We start from the raw sequence: 22,634 nt of genomic DNA on the forward strand, positions 1-22,634 counted from the left end.
GAGAGAAGTTAGGAGTCTTAAACCAGGTGAGCAACAATGAAGCACGACTGAGCCGCATTCGCGACCTCATCGCCGCCCATCGAGTGCCATTGGACCGGCAGTGGGAAATCTACCGCTACCTGCACCAGCACCCGGAGCTATCTCAGGCGGAGGAGAAAACTGCCGCGTATCTGGCCGGTGCTCTTCGCGACATGGGCACTTACACAGTGCATGAGGGAATCGGTGGTCACGGCCTCGTTGGTGTCATGGAAAATGGCCCCGGCCCTACCGTGCTGTTCCGCGCTGATATCGATGCGCTTCCCGTTTTCGAGGAAACAGGTGTGGACTTCGCTTCCTCTGCTACCGGTACCGCCCGCGATGGTTCTGCCACCGCCGTCATGCACGCCTGTGGCCATGACATGCACATGACGGCCGGTCTTGGTCTGGCTAGCCTGATGGCAGCAACTAAGTCTGAGTGGTCGGGTACTTACATTGCCCTGTTCCAGCCCGCCGAGGAACTGGCCTGCGGTGCACAGGCCATGATTGACGACGGCCTGGCAGACCTCATCCCCACCCCAGATGTGTGCTTCGGCCAGCACATTGTTCCCGGCCCCGCAGGTCAGGTAATGACCATGCCCGGCCCGGCACTTGCTGGTTGTGACACTATTAGCATCACGCTGACAGGTCGCTCCGCACATGGGTCTATGCCGCACAACGCCATTGACCCGACATACTTGGCTGCCGCAGTCGTTCTGCGCTTGCAAGGAATTGTAGGGCGCGAGATTCCTCCCCACGAGTTTGGTGTTTTGTCCGTCGGCACGCTGCAGTCCGGCAATTCGAATAACACAATCCCTGGCCAGGCCAAGATTGTGCTGAACATTCGCTACTACTCCAACGATGTGCGCGCGAAGCTCATTGCGGGCATTGAGCGCGTTGTTCGTGGCGAATGCCTGGCTTCCGGCACTGAGGTTGAGCCTGTGATTGAGTACTCCGATCACGGCGAAGTCACTGACAATGATCCGGAGGCGTTTGCCACGATTCGCCCGGTCATGGACGCTGTGCTCGGCGACGATTCCACCGACGCTGTGCCGTGGACCGCATCGGAGGACTTCTCAGACCTGCCGCGTGGACTGAACTGCCCATATGTCTACTGGACCGTTGGCGCCACACCTCGGGATACGTGGGAAGCCGCCGTTGCTGCCGACCGCGTGGTCGAAGACGTACCGTCGAACCACATGCCGACATTCCTCCCGGATTTCAAGCCGACGGCTACCTCCGCGACTTCTGCCGCCGCTGCCGCCGTGCTGTCCTACTTGGCAAAGTAAGGGCTGTGTGCCGGCCGCTTGCCACCGCGCACCGCGCCAAAAAAGACAGCTCAGTTTTCGGGTTGTCAGTTTTGCTACTTAACCCCCCAGGTCGAAAGGCTCTTACAAAAAGCCGGTAAGCCCCAAAAGGACTTACCGGCTTTTTCAAACGCGCCAGAGAGCTAGCGTGCGTCCTCGCCAATAACGTGGACGTGAATCATGTTGGTATTGCCCTCATTTCCTGGAGGGGTACCAGCAACAACGACCAGCGTGTCGCCAGCGTTGTAGTTTTCCATGGTCAAGAGCTGCTCATCGATGACCTGCATGATCTCATCCGTGCTGTTAACCTCGCGCACCAAGAAGGTCTCCGCACCCCACGTCAGCGCAAGCTGCGAACGAACCTGCTGATTCGGAGTGAATACCAGCAGCGGCAGGCGAGAGTGCAAGCGTGCCACACGGCGAGCGGTATCACCCGAGGTGGTGAAAGCAACCATAGCGCGGGCATTCAAGCGCTCACCGATATCGCGAGCTGCGTAGGAAATCACACCACGCTTCGTGCGAGGCATGTGGGTCAGCGCAGGAACTTCCCCCTCGCGCTCAGCGGCGGTGACGATGCGAGCCATGGTCTTAACCGTGGACTGCGGGTACTTACCAACCGAGGTCTCACCCGAGAGCATCACGGCATCTGCGCCATCGAGCACAGCGTTGGCCACGTCGGAGGCCTCCGCACGAGTCGGGCGCGAGTTCGAAATCATGGAGTCGAGCATCTGGGTGGCGACGATGACCGGCTTGGCGTTCTCGCGGGCAATCTGAATAGCGCGCTTCTGAACCAGCGGAACATCTTCCAACGGCACCTCAACACCAAGGTCACCACGGGCGACCATCACGGCATCGAAAGCCAGGATGATGGCCTCGAGAGACTCGACTGCCTCTGGCTTCTCCAGCTTGGCGATAATCGGGACACGACGGCCAACCTCATCCATGACCGCATGGACCAGTTCGACGTCGGAAGGCGAACGGACGAAGGACAGCGCGATGAAGTCGACTCCCAGCTTCAGAGCGAAGCGCAGGTCGGCGATATCCTTCTCTGACAGAGCCGGCACCGAGATGTTCATCCCCGGCAGGGAAACACCCTTGTTGTTCGAGACCGGACCGCCCTCGATGACACGGCACACCACATCGTTGCCATCTACCTCGATGCACTCCAGGCCCACCTTGCCATCGTCGACAAGCAGGCGATCGCCCGGACGGGCATCGTCAGCGAGATTCTTGTACGTGGTGGAGACGCGGTCGTGCGTGCCTTCGACATCGTCGACGGTGATGCGGACAATCTCGCCGTCAGCCCAATACGTCGAGCCTTCCTTAAAACGACCGAGGCGAATCTTTGGTCCCTGCAAGTCGGCGAGAATACCGACGGCATGTCCCGTAGCGTCGGATGCTTCACGCACCCAGTGGTAGTTCTGAGCGTGGTCCTCATGCTCACCGTGAGAGAAATTCAGGCGGGCAACATCCATGCCGGCGTTGACCAGCCCGGTAATCCCCTCCAGCGAAGCAACTGCTGGACCGAGGGTACATACAATCTTCGTTCGTCTAAGCACGGCCTCCAGCCTAGTCCCTTAACGGGCTATGCGTCAGTTGGAAGCACTGTGAGCTTCAGCAGCCTCGCGCTCTCCCCCGACTTCAGCTGCGGTTTCGCGGCTCTTGGACCGCAGAATCCACAAAGCAATGACAGCGCAGAAAAAGACCACGAGCGACGTGATGTTATTAATACGCACACCGAATATCAGCGTTGCGTCATCGACGCGCATGAGTTCAATGAAGAAACGCCCCAAAGTGTAGGCCGCGACATAGAGCGCAAAGACGCGTCCTCCGCCCATCTTGAACTTTCGGTCCGCCCACACAATGACCAGACAGGCGAGGACGTTCCACACCATCTCGTAGAGAAACGTTGGATGCACCACGGCCAGCACTTCGCCTGTCGACGTTCCGGTGACGGGGGCAACCCGGCCAAACTCATCAACTCGTTGGTAAATTTCCAGGCCCCACGGAAGTGACGTTGGGCCACCGTAGAGTTCCTGGTTGAACCAATTGCCCAGACGCCCAATGGCCTGTCCAAGGATGATCGCGGGTGCGGCCGCGTCAAGAACTGGCGCAAACGGCACCTTTCGCCACTTAGCGACCGCCCACGCGGCCAGCACCCCCAGCGCCACCGCTCCCCAGATGCCGAGGCCACCATTGGTGATTTTCAGTGCATCGGCGGGATTGGCGCCGAGGCCGAAGTACTTCTCCCAGTCAGTGGCGACGTGGTAGAGACGGCCGCCGATAATGCCCGCAGGAATAACCGCAATGGCAATGTCGTGGACCAACTCCGGGTCTCCACCCCTGGCCGCGTAGCGGCGCTGCATCCAATAAATGCCGACGAGTACGCCAACCAAGATGGAAATCGCGTAACCACGCAGTGGTAGCGGTCCTAACTGCCACACCCCCTGCGGCGGAGAGGGAATGTTGGCCAGATACGTCGTTGCAGTTTCAGCGAGAACAAGGGTGGAACTCATAAATGCGCTAGCTCTCTCCTCGTACGCCCGCGGCGAGTTCACGGGCGAGCGTTACCAGGTCATCGGTGCTCTTCATCGCGGCCTTGATCAGTGCCGAGCCAACGATTACGCCATCCGCAAACTCGGCAATCTCCGCGGCCTGTGCCCCATTGGAGACACCCAAACCGACGCACACCGGTGTATCGGTGACCTCGCGCGTGCGGGCAACCAACTTGCCGGCGGCCGAGTCGACGCTAGCCTGGGCACCTGTGACACCCATGTGGCTGGTGGCGTAGACGAAGCCGGTCGACGCGGTGGCAGTTAGCTGCAGACGCTCGTTGGTCGATGACGGGGCCACCAACATGATGTTGGACAGACCATTGGCCTCAGCTGCACGCTGCCATTGGCCGGCCTCCTCGGGGATGAGATCCGGGATAATGGTGCCCCGACCACCAGCGGCGGCCAAGTCCTCGGCGAAACGCTCCGGACCATACTGGAGAATCGGATTCCAGTAGCTCATGACCACACAGGTACCGCCGTGCTCGGTGACTTCGCGAACCACCCGCATAATCTCACGGGTACGGAAGCCCGCATCCAGAGCCACGTTGGCGGCATCCTGAATAGTTGGGCCATCCATCATCGGGTCGGAGAAAGGCAGACCAACCTCGATGATGTCGGCGCCAGCGTCGACAATCGCCTTGATGTTCTCAATCGACTTATCGGTGGTCGGGAAACCCGCTGGGTAGTAGCCGATAAATGCTGCGCGGTTTTCCTCACGGACCTTGTCAAAGACGTCACTCAGACTCATTTAGGACTCCTCCATCAGATCAAACCACTTAGCAGCGGTGTCGACATCCTTGTCACCGCGACCGGAAACATTGACGATAATCAGCGGCTTACGGCCCAGCTCTTCATTCAGATCATCGCTGATGAGTCGGGCGGCAGCTACCGCGTGTGCGGACTCGATAGCGGGCAGGATGCCCTCCATCCGAGTCAGATCCTGGAATGCCTGCATCGCCTGGGTATCGGTCACCGGCAGGTAGGACGCGCGATCAATATCAGCCAGGTAAGAGTGCTCCGGGCCCACGCCCGGGTAATCCAGACCCGCGGAAATCGAGTGCGACTCTGTAATCTGACCGTCCTCGTTCTGCATCAGGGCTGCGAAGGAGCCCTGGAACACACCCGGATTACCGGCGGCCGAAATCGGTGCTGCATGGCGACCGGTCTCAACACCGTCACCGCCAGCTTCAGCGCCAATCAGTCGAACCGATTCATCATCGATGAAGTGGTGGAACGCGCCGATCGCATTAGAACCGCCGCCGACACAGGCCACGACAGCGTCGGGAAGCGAGCCGGTCTCCGCGAGAATCTGCTGGCGTGCCTCGGCGCTGATGATGCGCTGGAAGTCGCGCACCATTGTTGGGAACGGGTGCGGGCCGGCTGCAGTGCCGAAGCAGTAGTAGGTGTCATCGGCGTGTGAAACCCAAAAACGCATGGCCTCATTGATCGCGTCCTTGAGAGTCTTCGAACCAATCTCGACCTCGATAACCTCGGCACCAAGCAGGCGCATGCGGGCGATATTGAGGCGCTGGCGGATTGCGTCGACCTTGCCCATGTAGATACGGCAGTTAAGGCCGAGCAGCGCACAGGCAGTCGCGGTTGCGACACCGTGCTGGCCGGCACCGGTCTCGGCAATGATGTTCTTCTTGCCCATGCGCTTAGCAAGCAGAACCTGCCCCAAGACGTTATTAATCTTGTGGCTACCGGTGTGATTCAAATCCTCGCGCTTGAGCCAGACGTCAGCGCCGATATCAGCGGAGAACTTCTCCGCGTAGTACAGCGGCGAGGGACGTCCGACATAAGTACGCTGAAGCCGGTCGAGCTCATCGAGAAAATCCTGATCAACGCGGGCCTTCGCGTAGCCATCGGTGACCTCACCGATAACGGCCATCAGCGCCTCCGGCACAAACTGGCCGCCCCACTTACCCCAGTGCCCAATGGCATCTGATTCGTGGTTCGTTGTCTCCGCGATAACCTCACCCATCGTGGGCAGGCGGTCACCGCGGGCATCATGATTCTTGAAATCTTGGTCACTCACAGTTATCTATTGTGGACTATCCCCACCGGTTGCGGGGACATAAGGCCTAAGAAACTGTGGTGTGCCAGCACAACAGGTGTGACACGCAACTAAACTAGGCGCAGTTCGCAGCGCGGTACAGCTGCTTATCGCAACTGCGGTCTATCACTACTCGCTGCGGAGTGTCGGGTGGACACCGGCGGCAACGAGACGTCGGCAAGCCTCACCCGGCTTGCCCGCGGTAACCAGGCCCTCGCCCACCAGTACCGCGTCGGCGCCGTGGGAGGCGTAGTAGCGCAGTTCCTCCGGCCCCTTGACACCGGACTCTGCCACCTTCACAACATGATCCGGCAACATCGGCGCAAGGCGTTCGTACACGGAGAGATCCACGTCGAGGGTCTTTAGATTGCGGGCGTTGATGCCGAGGATCTTGGCACCAGCGGCCTCGGCGCGCTCGACCTCTTCTTCGGTGTGCGCCTCAACCAGAGCGTTCATGCCAAGCGACTCGGTGCGATCCAGCAGGGATTCCAGCGTCGGCTGATCCAAAGCGGAGCACATCAGCAGCACCAGGTCGGCACCGTGTGCGCGGGCCTCATGGACCTGGTACGGAGTGACGATGAAATCCTTGCGCAGCACTGGAATGTTGACCGCGCGGCGCACGGCATCGAGGTCGGCGAGCGAACCGCGGAAGCGGCGCTCCTCAGTCAGACAGGAAATGACAGCCGCGCCACCCTGCTCGTACTCTGCCGCCAAGACCTCCGGCGAAGGGATGTCAGCCAGCTCTCCCTTCGACGGAGAGGCACGCTTGACCTCTGCAATCACCTGCACCCCGGGCTTAGCCAGTGCCGCCACGGCATCAATCGGCGACGGCGCCTTCAGCGAGAGCTCCTTGATTTCACCGTAGGAAATCTTGGCTTCCCGAGCAGCGAGATCTTCCCGCACGCCCTCAATAATCTTGTCCAGAACGTTAGCCACGGCCTTACTCCTTATCCAGATCCGTAGGATCTACACCGGCATCCAAAGCATCCCACAGAACTCGACCCGACTGTGGGTCTTCCTCCAGGTCCTCGGCGATACGCTGACGGCGTACCTCCGGGGTCTCATACGCGCTGGACTTCTGCTTCTTCACAGTACCCGGTCGACGCACCAACAATACCGCCCCGACCAGCGCCAATGCGCAGCACAGCAAGGCCAGGGCTGGCCCCATCGCATGCACTTCAATCGCTGAGATCTGCGCCCAGTCTGCCACAGTCACCGCATCACTGGCGCGCTGTGAGGCGCTTCCCGATGTCAACAAATCCAGTGCCCGCTGGGAGTCCACACCGTCTTCTCCGCTGGCAAGCAAAGTCATCGGAGTCCACGACGCCGCAATTGCGAGCACCGCCGCGAGACCACCGACGATACGGCGGCCGAGTGCGCCCAAAATGGTGGTGGCAAACAGCGCAGCCACCATTGCCAGTGCAATCGACGTCAACTCTGGAGCCCAGACAGCGCCCACCAAATCAGTGGTCGCCGGACCAGACTTGTCATCAACAGTATCGACCGTCAGCCACGCACTTCGGCTGCACAACCACATTCCCGCCGCGGCCACACCAATGAGGCCACCGGAGAGCATCGTTGTCGACTTCATCGAAAACCTAGCTCCTTTCCGCTGGGACTAGTGTCTCAGCTGCCGCGACAGCTCGCAGCACGGCCGCGGCCTTGTTGCGGGTCTCTTCATCCTCTGCCGCCGGGTCAGAGTCACTGACAATTCCGCCGCCAGCCTGAACGTAGACCGTATCACCCTTCTTCACACCCGTGCGGATGGCAATTGCCTGATCGGTATTGCCCCGGAAGTCAAAGTATCCAACGGTGCCGCCGTAGACACCCCGGCGCGTGTCCTCGAACTTGTCGATAATGCTCAGCGCGGAAGGCTTCGGCGCACCTGAGAGCGTTCCCGCTGGGAAGGTGGCCGCGAATGCGTCGACAGCCGTGGCGTCGCTGGAAAGCTCGCCAGTGACGGTAGAGACCAGATGCATAACGTGACTGTAGCGCTCAATATGACGGAAGTCGTGCACAACAACACTGCCCGGGCGGCAGACACGTCCGAGGTCATTGCGACCAAGATCGACGAGCATCAAATGCTCACTATTTTCCTTCTCGTCTGCCAGCAAATCAGCTTCCAGCGCATTGTCCTGCTCCACCGTGGCACCGCGCGGCCGTGTGCCCGCAATGGGGTTGGTGATGACCTCACTGCCCTGGACTGCCACGAGTGACTCCGGGGAGGAACCGACAATTTGGAAAGCAGTATCGGAGAAGTTCTTGGTTGGAACGTTGACCAGGAACATGTAGGGCGACGGATTGGAAACCCGCAGGATGCGGTAGATATCAAAGGCGGAGGCCTGCGTGTCCATCTCGAACCGCTGCGAGAGCACAATCTGGAACGCATCACCAGCTCGGATGTGGTCTTTGCATCGCTCAATACGATCCATGTGGTCCTCGGCGGCGCGCTGGCGACGAATCACTGGCTCTGGGAAGCTAACTTCCGCCGGACGCAGATCAGAAGGCTCTGACAACCGCTCCACCATCGCATTGACACGATCACAGGCGGTGTCATACGCCTGATCAATCCGCTCGTCCGAGCCATCCCAGTTGACTGCATTGGAAATCAGCCACAGCACACCCTCGTGGTGGTCAAAAGCAGCCAGGTCCTCCACCAGCAGCTGCATGAGCTCCGGAATCTGCAAATCATTGTCAGTGGTATCCGGCAGTTGTGGCTCGATGTAGCGGACAATGTCATGCCCGAAGTAGCCGACAAGACCAGAGGTGAGCTTGGGCACCGAGGCATCGTCGGCAAGCGGAAGTTCCGTGTGCAGCAGCTCCAGCGTACGACGCAGAGCATCCAACGGATTTCCGCCCTCTGGCGCACCCGACGGCGCATTGCCAATCCAGGTTGCCTCCCCCGCATCATCCACCGTCAGCGCGGCGCGACTGCCGCAACCGATAAATGACCAGCGCGACCACGACTGCCCCACATCGGAGGACTCCAGCAAGAAAGTGCCGGGACGATCGGCCGCGAGCTTGCGGTAGGCCGACAGCGCCGTTTCGCCGTCCGCCAAAACCTTGCGAACCACGGGCACGACCCGATGGTGTGCAGCCAGTTCACGAAAGCGCTCACGCGTGGTCATGGTGATACGAGTCATAGCCGCTATTGTGCCACGCACCCCGGATTGCACATCACTTAACCCCGGACTTCACCGGAGGTAGTCGCGCTTGACGACGAATTCCCCACCTCGGCAACCCGGATCGACTGATTAGCCCTCGAACACGGGATGCACGTCAAAGCAGCTATGCGAGCCAGTGTGGCATGCCGCGCCGTCCTGCACTACCTGCATCAGCACGGTATCGCCATCACAGTCCAACGCCAGCGATGTCACGGTCTGGAAATGGCCACTAGTAAGCCCCTTAATCCAGTACTCGGACCGGGAGCGCGACCAGTAGGTGCCGCGCTTGGTAGCGATGGTATATGCCAGTGCGTGGGAATCCATCCACGCCATCATGAGCACGCGGCCAGTGGATTCCTCCTGCACAATAGCGGGAATCAAGCCGTCAGCGTTGAACTTGGCGATGTTCGCGATATCTGCTGGGAGCGTGTACTCACGCGGATCGTCGCCGGCGCCGTGAGCTGCAGCGCCCGGGGCTAGACCAGTCACTGGCGCACCTCGATTCCCTCGCGGGCCATCTCTTCCTTAACCTCAGCAATGCTGACCTCGCCGAAGTGGAAAATGGATGCGGCCAACACCGCGTTGGCGCCGGCGCGCACTGCTGGCGGGAAGTGCTCTGCCTTGCCCGCACCGCCAGAGGCAATCACCGGGACGTCGACGGCAGCGCGGACTTTCTCCAGAAGCTCCAGGTCGAAACCGTCCTTGGTGCCGTCGCCGTCCATGGAGTTCAGCAGAATCTCGCCGACCCCGAGCTCCTCGCCGCGGCGTGCCCACTCGACGGCGTCGATCCCCGCCGAGCGTGAACCACCGTGCGTCGTCACCTCGAAGCCCGACGGCTGCGGCGTGCCTCCCTCGGGAACGCGGCGGGCATCCACCGACAGGACGACACACTGCGCACCGAAGCGGCGCGACAGCTCGCTGAGCAGTTCTGGACGTGCGATCGCAGCGGTATTGACACTGACCTTGTCAGCTCCGGCGCGGAGCAGCTGATCGACATCCTCGACGCTGCGCACGCCACCGCCGACCGTCAGCGGAATGAAGACCTCACTTGCGGTGCGACGCACCACGTCGAGCATGGTGCCACGGCCATCCTTGGAAGCCGTGACATCCAGGAAGGTCAGCTCATCAGCGCCCTCCTCGCCATAGCGGCGAGCCAGCTCCACCGGATCGCCGGCATCACGGAGATTCTCAAAGTTAACCCCCTTGACGACCCGCCCATTGTTGACATCCAGGCAAGGAATCACGCGTACTGCCAGAGACATAGTTTTTAAGTTCTCCTCGTGTTAGCTCAAAGTTGTGGATCGACGGTTTGCGCAACCACCCAGCTCGGGACGTCGCCCACGGTTTAGCTCCGGAAAGTCTCCGGACGACCCAGTTGGTCAATAATCGACCGCAGCGTGGCATGAACATCGCGAGTTCCCGCCAGCACGCCTACGGAATCATGCCGCCAAGGATTGCCCGCCAAGTCTGTGACCACGCCACCGGCTTCGGAAATCTGAAGTACACCAGCTGCGTTATCCCACACATGCGGTGAGAAAGTCACGGTGCCGCCGAATGCCCCCATCGCGGTGGAACCCAAGTCCACTCCGACAGAGCCAGTAATTCGGATCGTCGGATAGCGTTCGCCCACCTTTGACAGCAGCAGTTGACGCCACTTGCGCGGGAGTGTGCCGTCGGTACTCGCGATGACGGACCCGAAGGCAATCGAAACCGGGCGGCCGGCCTCGGCGTCGATGTTGACGCGACGGCCGTTGACGAACGTTCCGCCACCTTTAGCTGCGGTGATACGACGGCGCAGCAGAGGCATGGAGGTAATTCCAACCACCGGCTCCCCCTCATGCATGAGTGTGAGCAGCATGGCACACAGCGGAAAACCGTTGGAATAGTTCGTGGTGCCGTCAATCGGATCGATGACCCAGGCGGTATGTTCCTCGGGGACTTTGCCACCGAATTCCTCGCCGTAGACGGGCAGCCCAGAATACTGCGTGAGGAGCTTGCGCAGACGACGCTCAATTTCCAGGTCAGTCTCCGTCGCGAAATCTCCGCGCGGCTTCATGACAACCGGGTCCGCGCCCACCTGCTGCGTGAACAGGCCTTCAACCTCATCGAGCGCCGCTTCAGCAATAGCGAGCATCGCCCGCGGTTCCAGGGCATCCATACTTTTCTAAGTCCTTCATCCGCCGTCTCAGCCGGGGTGCCGTTTGCTCGTTAACGCTTTCGCTTGACGACGTCTCCCCGGTCCGGCCACGAAAGTGTTCTTTTTAGCCGCGAGCTACTGCCAGGGCCTCTTCCAGGGTGAAACGCCCTGCGTAGAGCGCCTTACCCACAATTGCGGAGTCAACGCCCTCATCGACCAGTGTGGCAATAGCTGCAATGTCGTCCAGGCTGCTGACACCGCCGGAAGCGACGATTGGAGCATCGGTAGCAGCAGCGACCTCGCGCAGCAGTTCCACATTCGGCCCCTGCAGGGTGCCGTCCTTGGAGACGTCAGTCACCACGAAACGGGATGCACCCTGAGCATCCAGGCGCTCCAGCACCTCCCAGAGGTCACCGCCGTCGGAGACCCAGCCGCGGCCGCGCAAGCGCCACTGCCCCTCTTCGTTAAGAACATCCAGACCAATGGCTACACGGTCGCCGTAGTTGGCGATAACCTCGCGGCACCACTCCGGATTCTCCAGTGCGGCGGTGCCAATATTGACACGGGCGCAGCCGGTGGCCAGCGCAGCTTCGAGCGAAGCGTTGTCACGGATACCGCCGGAGAGCTCTACCTTCACGTCGAGCTTGCCCACAACGTCGGCAAGCAGGTCGTAGTTCGAACCGCGACCAAACGCGGCGTCGAGGTCGACCAGGTGGATCCACTCAGCGCCTGCGTTCTGCCAATTCATGGCAGCTTCCAGCGGTGCACCGTAGGAAGTCTCGGTTCCAGCAGCACCCTGAACAAGGCGCACAGCCTGGCCATCGGCTACGTCTACAGCGGGCAGCAGGGTCAAACTCATGGGGGCTCTACTCTCTTCGACTTTGGGCGTTGTGGCCATAGTCACCACGACGCTTGTTGCTAGTTATCTCAGTATAGGTGGTCTAGGTGGCGAAATTCCGCCACCTACCAGGTAGTGCGGTTAGGGCAGATACTACCGATTGGGCAACTACAGCGTGTCCACCCAGTTCTGCAGCAGCTTCAACCCTGCTTCACCAGACTTCTCAGGGTGGAACTGCGTGGCCCACAGCGGACCGTTTTCCACGGCTGCGATAAACCGATCGGATTCGTGGGCAGACCACGTCACCAGCGGCGGAGCGATGCGAGAATCCGTATTAAGGTCCCACTTGCGCACACCGTAGGAGTGGACGAAGTAAAAACGCTGATCTTCCAGTCCCTTAAACATCTTTGAGCCTTCCGGTACTTCAACCGTGTTCCAGCCCATGTGCGGCAGAATCGACGCCTCGAGACGCTCGACAGTACCGGGCCATTCACCACAACCCGGGGTGCCGGTGACAGCTGCGGATGCGTCGGTCTCCGCTGCGTGGATGCCGTCGGCGTACTCGACGCCGCGGTCAAAGAGCACCTGCATACCGACGCAGATTCCCATCACTGGTCGACCACCTGCGAGTCGAGAGCCGATCAGGCGCGGCCCTTGTACTCGATGCAAACCCTCCATGCATGCGGCATAGGCGCCGACGCCGGGAACGAGCAGACCATCGGCCTCCATCACGGTCTTCGGATCGGCGGTCACAATAACCTCGGCACCCGTGGTGGCCACAGCGCGCTCAGCTGAACGCAAATTACCGGAGCCGTAATCAAGGATGGCAACGGTCGGGGTCTTCGTCGAAGGTGAGACTTGTTCCATAGTTGGACATTTTAAGGCGCTGGGAATCGATGTTTGCCACTTACCCCAAGAAAACTGCCTGGATAGGCAGAAGCACTGGTATACAACTACCGAATACTTTGGTAAACTCAAGGTTAACAACAGGTTAACTAAGTTATTGATTTATCCCTAATACCCCTGATTACTTTTTCACAGAGAGGCTCCGACGCCATGACTACCGCATCCGTTCTTAGTAAATCATTTGCCATTGTCCGCGAGGACCTTCACCGGCTCTACGGTGCAGCCTGCGATGCTGCGACCATCGATTCCATCCTCGACGATGTCATTGCAGAGCTGTCCAACTCTGCGAAGGTGACTAACTTCCTCCCCGTCCTCGCCGAACGCGAGGCCACCGAACGCATCAAGGCCGCGAGCGGATGCAAGGACTTCGCCCCGCGCCAAGAGATTCTCTTTGCCGATAGTCGCGGTTCCGGCCGTAGCCAGATTGCCACTGCCCTGGCCTACCACCTGGTTGGTGACGAAGTCTTTATCCGCACTATCGGCCTCAATCCAGAGGATGGCCTGAACCCTCGCGTCGTCGCGGCTCTTCACGACCGTGGCGTGGACACCTCACGCCTCACCCAAAAGGCGATTACTCCCCGCGTTTCCCACCGCGCCGATGTTGTCGTGCTCATGGGCATCGACGAGACACCAGCAGTCCCCGGCGACCGCTACGTGGAATGGGATGTCGCAGATCCGGACAGTCTCACAGACGATGAGCTGCAGTCGCTTATCGACGATATCGAAACCCGCCTGCGGGCTCTCTTCACCGAGATGGACGTCGCCGTCGCATAAACAGGCACGGCTGACCCCACACCGGGGGTTGCATCTAATAACCAAAAGAGTGGCTGCGCAAGAACTTGCGCAGCCACTCTTTTTCAAACGTCTCTTTGTATGTAGTTACTTCTTCTTGCGGTCCCGAACCGTCAAACGCGTCACTGCATTCTTTGCCGGGCGGGCAACACGCACAGCGGCCTCCGGCGTACGACGCTTCACGGCATCCCCCAGACGACGCAGCGTAGCGCGGGTGTTCTGGTACTCCGCCACGCGGTGCTTTCCGATGATTCGGTCGAGCACCGCACCAATGAGGCCAACTGCCAGCAGAGCTGCCGCAAAGGCAAAGACAGCCGGGTACGGACGGAGTGCAGCCGCGGCTACGGCTCCCAGAACGAACGAGCCGATACCAGTGCCCGAGTCAAAGGACATGTTCCAGAAGGCACTGGCCTCAGCAGTACGGTCACGCGGCAGGCGGGCAAACATCAGCAGCAGAGCCTCATTTTGCACTATGCCGAAGCCCGCGCCGTAGAAAACGGCCGCAACCAGCAGCAGCCAGGCCGACAAATCAAAGAGAACCACGCCGGACATCATCAGCAGACCAATAAAACCACTGATCAATGCCGGAATCAGCAGAATTCCAGCCTCCGACTTCCGGTCGGCGTAGATTCCTGCGAAATAACGGAACACCATCTGCGCGCCACCGAGAACAGACAGCGACAGGCCAGCCACAACCGCACCGGAGACCAGATCGATTTCGCGAGCTGCCGGGGCAAGGAATGCGGAAATACCACCAAAGCCCATCGCAATCGTGCAAATTGCGAGCGCGGGAATGGCCACCAGCTTCCATGTGGCAACGTGCTCAACGGGGCTCGGCTGAGTTGCTGCAGATCCGGGCACAGGATCGCCGACGTCTTCCTTGCCGCCCTTGCCCTCCTTCGGCGCTGGCTTAATCTTCGGGATAAAGAGTGCCATCAACGAACCGACAAGCGAGATGACGGCGCCCAAGACATAAACAGGGGTGTAAGAACCCGTCTTGTCCGCAATGATTAGTCCTAGTGGCAAGAAAATGAGCTCAGATAAACCAACTGCCACACCGAGAACGCCAGAGGCCTTACCCAGAAATTTCATTGGCACTAGCTCGGCAATCAATGCGGACTCGGCGACAGTCAACGCACCGAAGCCCATACCGCGGAGAACCGCAATGATGAGCACCAAAGCAGCATCGGTGCCAAAGATGTGCAGAATCGTCGGCAAGCCCAGAAACAGACCTGAAATCAGCATGGTCATGCCGTAGCCAAGACGGCGACACATACGTGGAGTCTGCGTCTGTGTGAGAACGGTAGCGGCCATAAAAACACCGGTGTAGGCACCGGCGAGCGAGGTTCCACCGCCATCGTCAAGAATTGCCTGCGGAATGACAGGCATGAGGAGTGACCAGCCACCGAAGGCGGCCATCACGGCGACTAGCGTAGGTACTAGTCCGGGCGCTTTCCACATGCTGTCCAGTTCGTCCAACTGCCTGCGGTCCATCACCCGGGACGCCATTTACTCCATCACTCCTATCAACCACAAAATTGCGCCGGCGAGCGCGATCACAGATAAGAGACCAAGGACAATTGTTCCGACCCTCGATCCGGATTTATAGAGTGACCATGTTCCGCCCACCAGCAGACCAGCGACAATGAACAAAAAATAAGTGCTCAGCGTCGATGCGGTAGACACCTGCGCTAAAAGCACGTCTACAGACGTTGTTACCATCGATTCCCCTAAAATGCCAGCTAAGGCGGATTTTCCGGTTTCCTACAGTGGCCGTCTACTTCAGCTGCGACCTACAGAGTGCCCTTGGTCGACGGCACACCGTGGACGCGCGGGTCGTCCTCGACGGCAGCACGCAGGGCACGGGCCACAGCCTTGTACTCAGCCTCGGTGATGTGGTGCGGATCGCGCCCGTAGAGACAGCGAACATGCAGCGCAATACGGGCATTTAGGGCGAAGGACTCAAAGAAATGCTCGTTGATAACCGTTGCGTAGTGACCACCAATGACGGCAGTCAACATCTGCTCTGGTTCGCCAGTGCCAACGAAGTACGGGCGACCAGACACATCAACCACTGCGTGTGCCAGCGTTTCATCCATCGGGATATAGCAGTCACCAAAGCGACGAATACCAGACTTGTCCCCCAACGCCTGGGCGAAGGCCTGCCCCATCACAATGCCGGTATCCTCCACCGTGTGGTGCGCATCGACCTCGGTGTCGCCGTTGGCGTGCACAGTCAGGTCGAAGCTGCCGTGGGAGCCGAAAGCGGTCAACATGTGGTCGAAGAACGGCAGACCGGTCGAAATATCGGTCTTGCCGGTGCCATCGAGATTCACCGAGCAGACGATGCTCGATTCGCGGGTGGCGCGCTCGACACGGCCAACGCGCTCAGTGCGCTCTGCCTCCAGATGGTCCTTATCACTGAAGTGCATAAGTCAGATCTCTCCTTGTAGTGGGATGTACCGGCAGCATTTCGCTTAAGCCAGCGCGGTCGCTGCCAATTTCTTGGCCGCCGCCAGCAGCGCATCATTTTCGCTGGGCAGACCAATAGTGGCACGGAGACGACCGGGCACGCCAACATCGCGGATGAGTACTCCCTCATCCAAGAAGCTCTGCCATGCCGTCGCGGCATCGGCGAAACGACCGAAGAATACGAAGTTGGAGTACGAGTCAATCACGTCGTAGCCATAGCTGTTCAGGGCGGCTACGACGCGATCACGCTCGTCGGCAAGCTTTGCGACGGTCGACAGCGTCGCATCCGAGTGGCGAAGTGCAACCGTGGCAGCGGCCTGCGTCAACGTCGACAGGTGGTATGGCAGACGTACGAGCATCACAGCATCAATAAATGCCGGGTTAGCAACGAAGTAGCCGAGGCGGCCTCCGGCGAAGTCGAAAGCCTTGCTCATCGTACGGGAGACAACCAGCTTCGACGGGAACTCAGCCAGCAGCGTTGTCGCCGACGGCTCCTCAGTGAACTCGGCGTAGGCCTCATCGACAATGACGATGCCCGGCGCGGCTTCAATAATGCGGCGCAGGTCAGCGAGCGTGGTCAGATTGCCAGTCGGGTTGTTCGGAGTCGTGATGAAGATGACGTCAGGACGGTGCTCGGCAATGGCCGCGAGCGCACTATCCATGTCGATGTCGAAGGTCTCCGGGTCGCGGGCGATGCCGATGAACTCCGTCTGCGTGCCGGACGAGAGGATCGGGTGCATCGAGTAGCTGGGCACAAAGCCCATTGCGCTGCGCCCCGGCCCGCCAAATGCCTGCAGCAGCTGCTGGAGAATCTCATTGGAGCCGTTGGCGGCCCATACCTGGTCGACGGTGATGTCCACGCCGGTCTGGCGGGTGACATAATCGGCGAGTGCGCTGCGCAGTGCTACTGCGTCACGGTCCGGGTAGCGGTTGAGGTCAGAGGCGACCTTCTCCACTTGCGCCACCAGGTCGGCGATGAGGTCATCGGATGGCGGGTACGGGTTTTCGTTGGTGTTCAGGCGAACATCGACGTCGAGCTGCGGGGCACCGTAGGCTTCCTCGCCGCGCAGTTCGTCGCGCAGTGGCAAATCTGCCAGCGCCAACTTGGCTACCGACGGCTGTGGCTGATTCTCAGGCTGGTTGCTCATTAGTTGTTCCCCTTTTCTGCGCCATTGTCCTCGGAGCCGAGAAGCGTCTCAAAGCGGGCACGGATGGCCTCGCCGTGCGCTGGCAGTCGTTCTTCGTTGGCCAGGACTACTACGCTGTCGGCAACTTCCTTCAACGCGGCCTCGTTGTAGTCAATCATGTGGACCGACTTGAGGAAGGTGTGCGTTGACAGGCCCGAGGCGTGGCGGGCGGTGCCGGAGGTCGGCAACACGTGGTTAGAGCCGGCCGAGTAATCGCCCAGTGGCACCGGCGAGAAGCGACCGATGAAGATTGCGCCGGCATTGGTAATGCGTTCGGCATCGGCCTGCGCGTTTTCGGTGTGGATCTCCAGGTGCTCAGCGGCGTAGGCATCTGCAACCTGGATGCCGATATTCATGTCGTCGACAAGCACGATGCCAGACTGATCGCCGGTGAGCGCCTCGCGAACGCGGTCGGCGTTCATGGTGACCTCGTAGCGGTTTTCGACCTCGCGGTCGACGGTGGCGGCGAAATCGGCGTCGTCGGTGATAAGCACGCTGGCGGCCATGACGTCGTGCTCAGCCTGGGAAATCAGGTCGTAGGCGACGGAGACAGGATCAGCGGTGTTATCTGCGAGAATGGCAATTTCGGTCGGGCCAGCTTCGGCGTCGATACCGACGACCGAGCGGCACAGGCGTTTGGCGGCGGTAACGAAGATGTTGCCCGGACCGGTGACCATGTCGACCGGCTCGAGGCTCTCGTTTTCATCGCCGTATGCGAGCAGTGCGACGGCCTGTGCACCACCGACGGCCCACACCTCGGTCACGCCAAGCAGCTTGCAGGCAGCCAGGATGGTCGGGTGCGGCCAGCCGTCGTTGTCGGCCTGCGGCGGAGAGGCGACGACGAGGGACTCCACACCAGCTTCCTGAGCTGGGATGACGTTCATCAATACGGACGACGGGTAGACGGCGTTGCCCCCGGGGACGTAAAGACCGACGCGCGAAACCGGAATCCACTTCTCGCGGACAATGCCGCCGGGCAGAATTTCAACAGTCTTATCATTCGGCTTCTGAGCAGCGTGGAACGCGCGCACGCGCCCGATGGACTCCTGCAGAGCAGAGCGGACATCGTCTTCCAGCGCAGCTTCCGCGGCATCGATAACCTCCGCTGGAACGCGCATGGATGCCGGACGAATACGGTCAAACTTCTCGGAGTACTCCATCGCCGCTTCCACACCACGGACTGCCACGTCATCGACAACGGGCTTGACCGTGGGAATCATCGAATCAACGTCTGCCGCACCACGCGGCAACACTCGACGCAGAGTGGCGGTGGTGGGAGTCTGACCGCGAAGATCAATAGTGGACAACATAATTAATTAGTAACCGCCTATTCGCACGATGGATTCATACGTGAGCACTTCAGAGTGACAAAGAAATGACAACAAAGTATTGAAAATCTGGGTCAAAGCCAAAGACTTTATCCACGGTTTTCGCTACTATTCGCCCTTAAAGGCACCCTTGAGTATGAACTAAGCATATCTTTCTCACGTTAGGTTCATACCGATTGCCCCATTTAACCCCTCATACTGTGGCGCAAGTTAGCTCCGCCACAGTGACCCATTACAGTGTTAAGGAAAGTAGTAACCAGTCGTAGAAAGGTCAGCTGTTGAACCAGGAAGGAAACAGCCCGGATTTGCCGGAGCTCGTCGCAGCCTATGCAGACGCGACCGCAGCCGACAATTCCCTGGCCACGCGCCAACTGGAATCAGTTTTCGCGCATCATTTCTACAACCCACAGCTCTTTTCTGACCCGGAAGCCCACGGCGTTACCGAACACGTCGGCGCGTTTTACCGCATAGTCCGCGAGGTCACCGAATCGCTCGGCATGATGACGGCTGCGCACGATGCCGCCCTGAACTGGATGGTATGGGCATCCGATAACGACAACGTCCCGGAGTACTGGCGCGCCCGGGCACGGCTAGCGGCGGATGAAGCCCGCCGCTACACCACCTTTATCGCCGATGGCCCCACCTCTGCTGCCGCAGAGACCGAAATCCCACTCATCGCACGCATGAGCAGGGAGATCACCTCGTACCGGGCACTCGTGCTTGCCGACGATCTGGATGCCCCAACCAGCAGTCACAGCGCGGTGACCACGGATGCGGATGGGCCGCGGCCGCAGGAATCGTCGGCAAGCGAAGAAGCGGAGGAGCCGTTTAGCCCACGCCAGTGGAAGAAGCGGGCGGCACTGACTGACGCGCTGATTCGGATTGCAAGCGCCCTGCGAAAGGTCAACCGCGAGGACTTGGCACGGGAGCTGCACGAGATGATTCGTGCACTGCCAAATGAGGATAAGTTTGAGTCGATTGCGCTGGCGAAGACTCTGACGGAGGCATCACTGCTGCACCGAGCCGGGAAAGTCGTCGACGCAGCGCGACTTTGCGCCTCACAGCTCAATGCAATCGGTAACCGCTCCGTAATCGCGGGCCTTGAGCTGAGGCAGAATTTGGCACGGTACTCGATAGAGACAGGTAATAGCGATACCGCGTTCCGAATGCTGTCAAACAACGTGGCAGTCGCGGACCAGCACAGACTGGACACTGACTATATTCTCGCGGTTCGTGAGATGGCAGACATCAACTTCGAGGTGGCACACAACAAGCCCGATGCCGGGGAGATGCTGAAGCTAACTCAGCGCGCCCAGGATGTGTCGGCAGACTACCCCAACTGTGAAGTCACCATGGAAATCGCGCTGCTGAAGGCAACGGCACTGTACGAGCTCGGAGATTTCCACCATGCCGGCCAGGAAGCGGAGTCGGTTGCAAAGTGGTCTGAGCCTACCCAGGATTCCGCACGTACTGATTTTTCCTGTGCCATTGCGGCGGAATCGGCAGTCCAAGAGGGCAATACTGAGCATGCCGCAGTACTCTTCGACGCACTGGCCGATATTCGTGCCGGATACTCGTCCCCGATTTCGCCTGCGGAAACTCTGATGGATGCCGCACTATCACTCAGTAACGTGGGCGCTACAAGTGAACTGACTGACCACCTGATGGAACGCTCACGTGGCTACGTGGTTGGGTCCTGGGAATCGGCCAAGTGGCATGAAGCACAGGCGCTGTTGTGCTGGTCTGTGTGGGACAACGACGGCGTGTACAAGTACGCCGACGAAGCTGCCGAGCTTTTCTTAGAAGCCCACGCCCCTGCCGACGCCGCCCGCACACTGACCATCGCGGTGCGTGCTGCTGCTAGTGATAACAATGAGGAACGCGCCCGCCGGTTCGCGGTTCGCATCGGCGACCTAGTCGGCCCGGATCACCCGGTGCGCGATGAAGTTCGTGGACTAATGCGTAGCTTTTCAAACCCGGCTTAACAGCGCACCCGACTGCACAGGTCTGAAAAACAAAGCAGTTTTTGCATCTTCCCGATGCCACGGGCGAAGATAGTCCAATGGTCTGGTGGGAAGAAGAAAACTCTGAGTCTGGAATTCAAGTTGGCGATTGGGATACCGGCATCGCGGCCGACTACGCGTCAGGGAATTCAGAAAACGCATCAGCAACGGAGAACTCGTCCGAACCCCTGGACTTTCCTCCCCTGCCCAATCCGCTAAAGGCATTACCGGACTCACTTCCGGAGCTGCTGGTTATTTCCCGCAGGGCCGGTGCCACGCTCGACCACGTCACCAGTTGGCGCGCTGTCACCAAGTTCGCCCACACGCATTGGTTAGCCGACGCGCCTACCAACTCCCCCGATGTCGTTGGCGAATTCCACGCACTCAGGCACGCAGTCGCCGACCAACTGGAATTAGTAGAAGAAGCCGCTGCTGCACGCGCCGAGTGGCTGCGCTGGGCAACTGAGGCCAACATCCGCCCCGCGATCTTGCACGCACGCTCCTACGGAGCATTCGCCGAGGCAGAGGCCTTCATCGACGCCAACCCAGGTGATGCCATCACCGGCCGGCGCCCCGAGGACTCCGAAATCCCCGAGCTGATCAGGCTTACTAAGGACATCGTCGCCACCACTCCACAGCCCGGGGAGGCCTATTACTACCTGGTCAGCGCGGCTGTTGCTGGTGCCGCAGCATCGCTGGCGCGCCGGGCGGAAATCGCCGGTCAACTCTCTGAATGGTCCGCACGCTGGGCACCAAAGCGAAGCAGTTTTGATGACCGCAAGCTATTGGAGGCGCAGCTCGCGCACAGCCGTGGTGAGCTGCGCAGGGCCGCCCGCATCGCAGCCAGCGTCGCGGCAGCCCCTCAGTCGGAACCCGTCACCACGACGATTGAAGCTCGCCAATTCCTGGCTTTCCTCTCTCTGGAAGCTGGTGAGGAAGCGGAGGCAATCCGCCAGCTACGCCCAATCGTGCAGGCTGGTCTCGATGCAGGACTCACGGTCGCGGTGCTTCGCAGCGTGCGTCTGCTCTGTGCGCTTCTCAACGCCCACGGCGATTTCGCGGAATCCGCCGCAATTGCCCGCCGCGCGCTCGCCAGCGCCGAAGGCATTCCGGTCAACCCCATCACCATGGATATCCAGCTCGTTCTGGCCCGCAGTCTCCTCGACGCCGACGAGGTTGACGAGGCGCTGCGCTTTGCCGAACCAGTTGCGCACTGGTCAGCATTTACCGCCGATGAAGAACGCACCGACGCGGCTTTTTCTATTGCCTCCGCAGCCGCGGGTCTCGGCAATAATCCCCGCCAGGCGGCAAAGCTGCTCATCGAACACGGCGAGCACCTTGAACGCAACGGCGATACCAAGGGCGCTGCCAAGGCCTACCGCCAGGCTGCACGTTCCATCATTCATGTCATTGACCTGGTCATTTCCGAAGAGGGCTCCGAATTCACCGCCGAGATCGTCTCCGAGGACGCTTCCGCCGTCATTGACCACACGCTCAACGAGGCTGAGGACCTTCTGCTGCGTTCTCAGAAGCTCATCTCCGACGACTGGTCACTCGCCGACTGGCACGACGATGCCGCCTACGTCTTCTACTCCGCTGGCCGCGACACTTTGGCCATCAACCATGTGGAAGCCGCCGCGAAGGGCTACCTGCAGTCCGGCGATGGCGAGGAAGCCGCCCGCGCGCTGCTGGCGGGGGTTCGATACCGTCTCGACGCGGGTGATTCCGACGGTGCCGCCGCCTACGCCCGGCGCGTCGAAGAGCTTCTGCCCCGCGACGTGTGGGAAGGCCATCCTGTTCTCGATGCCCTTGACGTCATCATCATTCAATCGCTTGACGACGAATACTAGCGCCCCGCCCACTTCGGTGCTGGC

Annotated in this window: 21 protein-coding genes; 4 read left to right on the forward strand and 17 right to left on the reverse strand. The window is 60.1% G+C overall.

The annotated features are described in order from the left end of the window. Positions 1 to 26: 26 nt before the first annotated feature. A complete protein-coding gene (locus EGX79_07000) occupies positions 27 to 1,304 on the forward strand; it encodes an amidohydrolase (GenBank protein ID AYX81949.1) in 1,278 nt (425 codons plus the stop codon). Between the two features lie 161 nt (positions 1,305 to 1,465). On the opposite strand, the gene pyk is transcribed toward EGX79_07000, so the two are convergent. The 12 genes from pyk to hisH form a co-directional block, all read right to left on the reverse strand. After that, positions 1,466 to 2,881, reverse strand: coding sequence for a pyruvate kinase (gene pyk, locus EGX79_07005; GenBank protein ID AYX81950.1), 1,416 nt, complete (start codon positions 2,879 to 2,881; stop codon positions 1,466 to 1,468). Between the two features lie 33 nt (positions 2,882 to 2,914). Next, positions 2,915 to 3,838 (reverse strand): prolipoprotein diacylglyceryl transferase, encoded by a 924-nt coding sequence (locus EGX79_07010; protein ID AYX81951.1) that lies wholly within the window; start codon positions 3,836 to 3,838, stop codon positions 2,915 to 2,917. A gap of 7 nt (positions 3,839 to 3,845) precedes the next feature. After that, entirely contained in the window at positions 3,846 to 4,625 is a 780-nt protein-coding gene (locus EGX79_07015) for a tryptophan synthase subunit alpha (GenBank protein ID AYX81952.1), read from the reverse strand. Beyond that, entirely contained in the window at positions 4,626 to 5,915 is a 1,290-nt protein-coding gene (gene trpB, locus EGX79_07020) for a tryptophan synthase subunit beta (GenBank protein AYX81953.1), read from the reverse strand. A 147-nt stretch (positions 5,916 to 6,062) separates the two neighbouring features. Next, on the reverse strand, positions 6,063 to 6,869 hold the full coding sequence (trpC, locus tag EGX79_07025; protein ID AYX81954.1) for an indole-3-glycerol phosphate synthase TrpC: 807 nt from the start codon (positions 6,867 to 6,869) through the stop codon (positions 6,063 to 6,065). A gap of 4 nt (positions 6,870 to 6,873) precedes the next feature. Further along, positions 6,874 to 7,524, reverse strand: a complete 651-nt coding sequence (locus EGX79_07030) for a TIGR02234 family membrane protein (GenBank protein AYX81955.1) — start codon at positions 7,522 to 7,524, stop codon at positions 6,874 to 6,876. 7 nt (positions 7,525 to 7,531) lie between these two features. Next, complete coding sequence (locus tag EGX79_07035; protein AYX81956.1) at positions 7,532 to 9,076, reverse strand: anthranilate synthase component I; 1,545 nt, start codon at positions 9,074 to 9,076, stop codon at positions 7,532 to 7,534. 111 nt (positions 9,077 to 9,187) lie between these two features. Further along, the gene (gene hisI / locus EGX79_07040; protein ID AYX81957.1) at positions 9,188 to 9,586 is read right to left on the reverse strand and encodes a phosphoribosyl-AMP cyclohydrolase; all 399 of its coding nucleotides are present in this window, start codon (positions 9,584 to 9,586) and stop codon (positions 9,188 to 9,190) included. Beyond that, positions 9,583 to 10,359 (reverse strand): imidazole glycerol phosphate synthase subunit HisF, encoded by a 777-nt coding sequence (gene hisF, locus EGX79_07045; protein ID AYX81958.1) that lies wholly within the window; start codon positions 10,357 to 10,359, stop codon positions 9,583 to 9,585. The genes hisI and hisF overlap by 4 nt, the downstream gene beginning before the upstream one ends. A gap of 83 nt (positions 10,360 to 10,442) precedes the next feature. Next, on the reverse strand, positions 10,443 to 11,255 hold the full coding sequence (locus tag EGX79_07050; protein ID AYX81959.1) for an inositol monophosphatase: 813 nt from the start codon (positions 11,253 to 11,255) through the stop codon (positions 10,443 to 10,445). A 103-nt stretch (positions 11,256 to 11,358) separates the two neighbouring features. After that, entirely contained in the window at positions 11,359 to 12,132 is a 774-nt protein-coding gene (priA, locus tag EGX79_07055; protein AYX81960.1) for a bifunctional 1-(5-phosphoribosyl)-5-((5-phosphoribosylamino)methylideneamino)imidazole-4-carboxamide isomerase/phosphoribosylanthranilate isomerase PriA, read from the reverse strand. 108 nt (positions 12,133 to 12,240) lie between these two features. Next, positions 12,241 to 12,939, reverse strand: a complete 699-nt coding sequence (gene hisH / locus EGX79_07060; protein ID AYX81961.1) for an imidazole glycerol phosphate synthase subunit HisH — start codon at positions 12,937 to 12,939, stop codon at positions 12,241 to 12,243. A gap of 189 nt (positions 12,940 to 13,128) precedes the next feature. On the opposite strand from hisH, the gene EGX79_07065 reads away from it, so the two are divergent. Continuing rightward, positions 13,129 to 13,752 carry a protein tyrosine phosphatase gene (locus EGX79_07065; protein ID AYX81962.1) on the forward strand — a complete coding sequence of 208 codons (624 nt, stop codon included), beginning with the start codon at positions 13,129 to 13,131 and terminating at the stop codon, positions 13,750 to 13,752. Positions 13,753 to 13,857: 105 nt separating this feature from the next. Here the strand turns inward: EGX79_07065 and EGX79_07070 are convergent, their stop codons facing one another. The 5 genes from EGX79_07070 to hisD all read right to left on the reverse strand — a co-directional run bounded on the left by EGX79_07070 (position 13,858) and on the right by hisD (position 18,739). Further along, positions 13,858 to 15,279 carry an MFS transporter gene (locus EGX79_07070; GenBank protein AYX81963.1) on the reverse strand — a complete coding sequence of 474 codons (1,422 nt, stop codon included), beginning with the start codon at positions 15,277 to 15,279 and terminating at the stop codon, positions 13,858 to 13,860. Next, a complete protein-coding gene (locus tag EGX79_07075) occupies positions 15,280 to 15,471 on the reverse strand; it encodes a hypothetical protein (GenBank protein ID AYX82761.1) in 192 nt (63 codons plus the stop codon). A 92-nt stretch (positions 15,472 to 15,563) separates the two neighbouring features. After that, positions 15,564 to 16,202, reverse strand: a complete 639-nt coding sequence (gene hisB, locus EGX79_07080; GenBank protein ID AYX81964.1) for an imidazoleglycerol-phosphate dehydratase HisB — start codon at positions 16,200 to 16,202, stop codon at positions 15,564 to 15,566. Between the two features lie 45 nt (positions 16,203 to 16,247). Then, the gene (locus tag EGX79_07085) at positions 16,248 to 17,390 is read right to left on the reverse strand and encodes a histidinol-phosphate transaminase (GenBank protein AYX81965.1); all 1,143 of its coding nucleotides are present in this window, start codon (positions 17,388 to 17,390) and stop codon (positions 16,248 to 16,250) included. Next, the gene (gene hisD / locus EGX79_07090) at positions 17,390 to 18,739 is read right to left on the reverse strand and encodes a histidinol dehydrogenase (protein ID AYX81966.1); all 1,350 of its coding nucleotides are present in this window, start codon (positions 18,737 to 18,739) and stop codon (positions 17,390 to 17,392) included. Before hisD ends, EGX79_07085 begins: the two co-directional genes overlap by 1 nt. A 296-nt stretch (positions 18,740 to 19,035) precedes the next feature. Here hisD and EGX79_07095 point away from each other — a divergent pair, with 296 nt between their 5' ends. Then, the gene (locus tag EGX79_07095; protein AYX81967.1) at positions 19,036 to 20,742 is read left to right on the forward strand and encodes a hypothetical protein; all 1,707 of its coding nucleotides are present in this window, start codon (positions 19,036 to 19,038) and stop codon (positions 20,740 to 20,742) included. A gap of 77 nt (positions 20,743 to 20,819) precedes the next feature. Further along, entirely contained in the window at positions 20,820 to 22,610 is a 1,791-nt protein-coding gene (locus tag EGX79_07100; protein ID AYX81968.1) for a hypothetical protein, read from the forward strand. The last annotated feature ends 24 nt before the right edge of the window (positions 22,611 to 22,634 follow it).

The sequence above is a fragment of the Corynebacterium jeikeium genome (assembly GCA_003955985.1).
In the GTDB taxonomy this organism is placed as follows: Bacteria; Actinomycetota; Actinomycetes; order Mycobacteriales; family Mycobacteriaceae; genus Corynebacterium; species Corynebacterium jeikeium_D.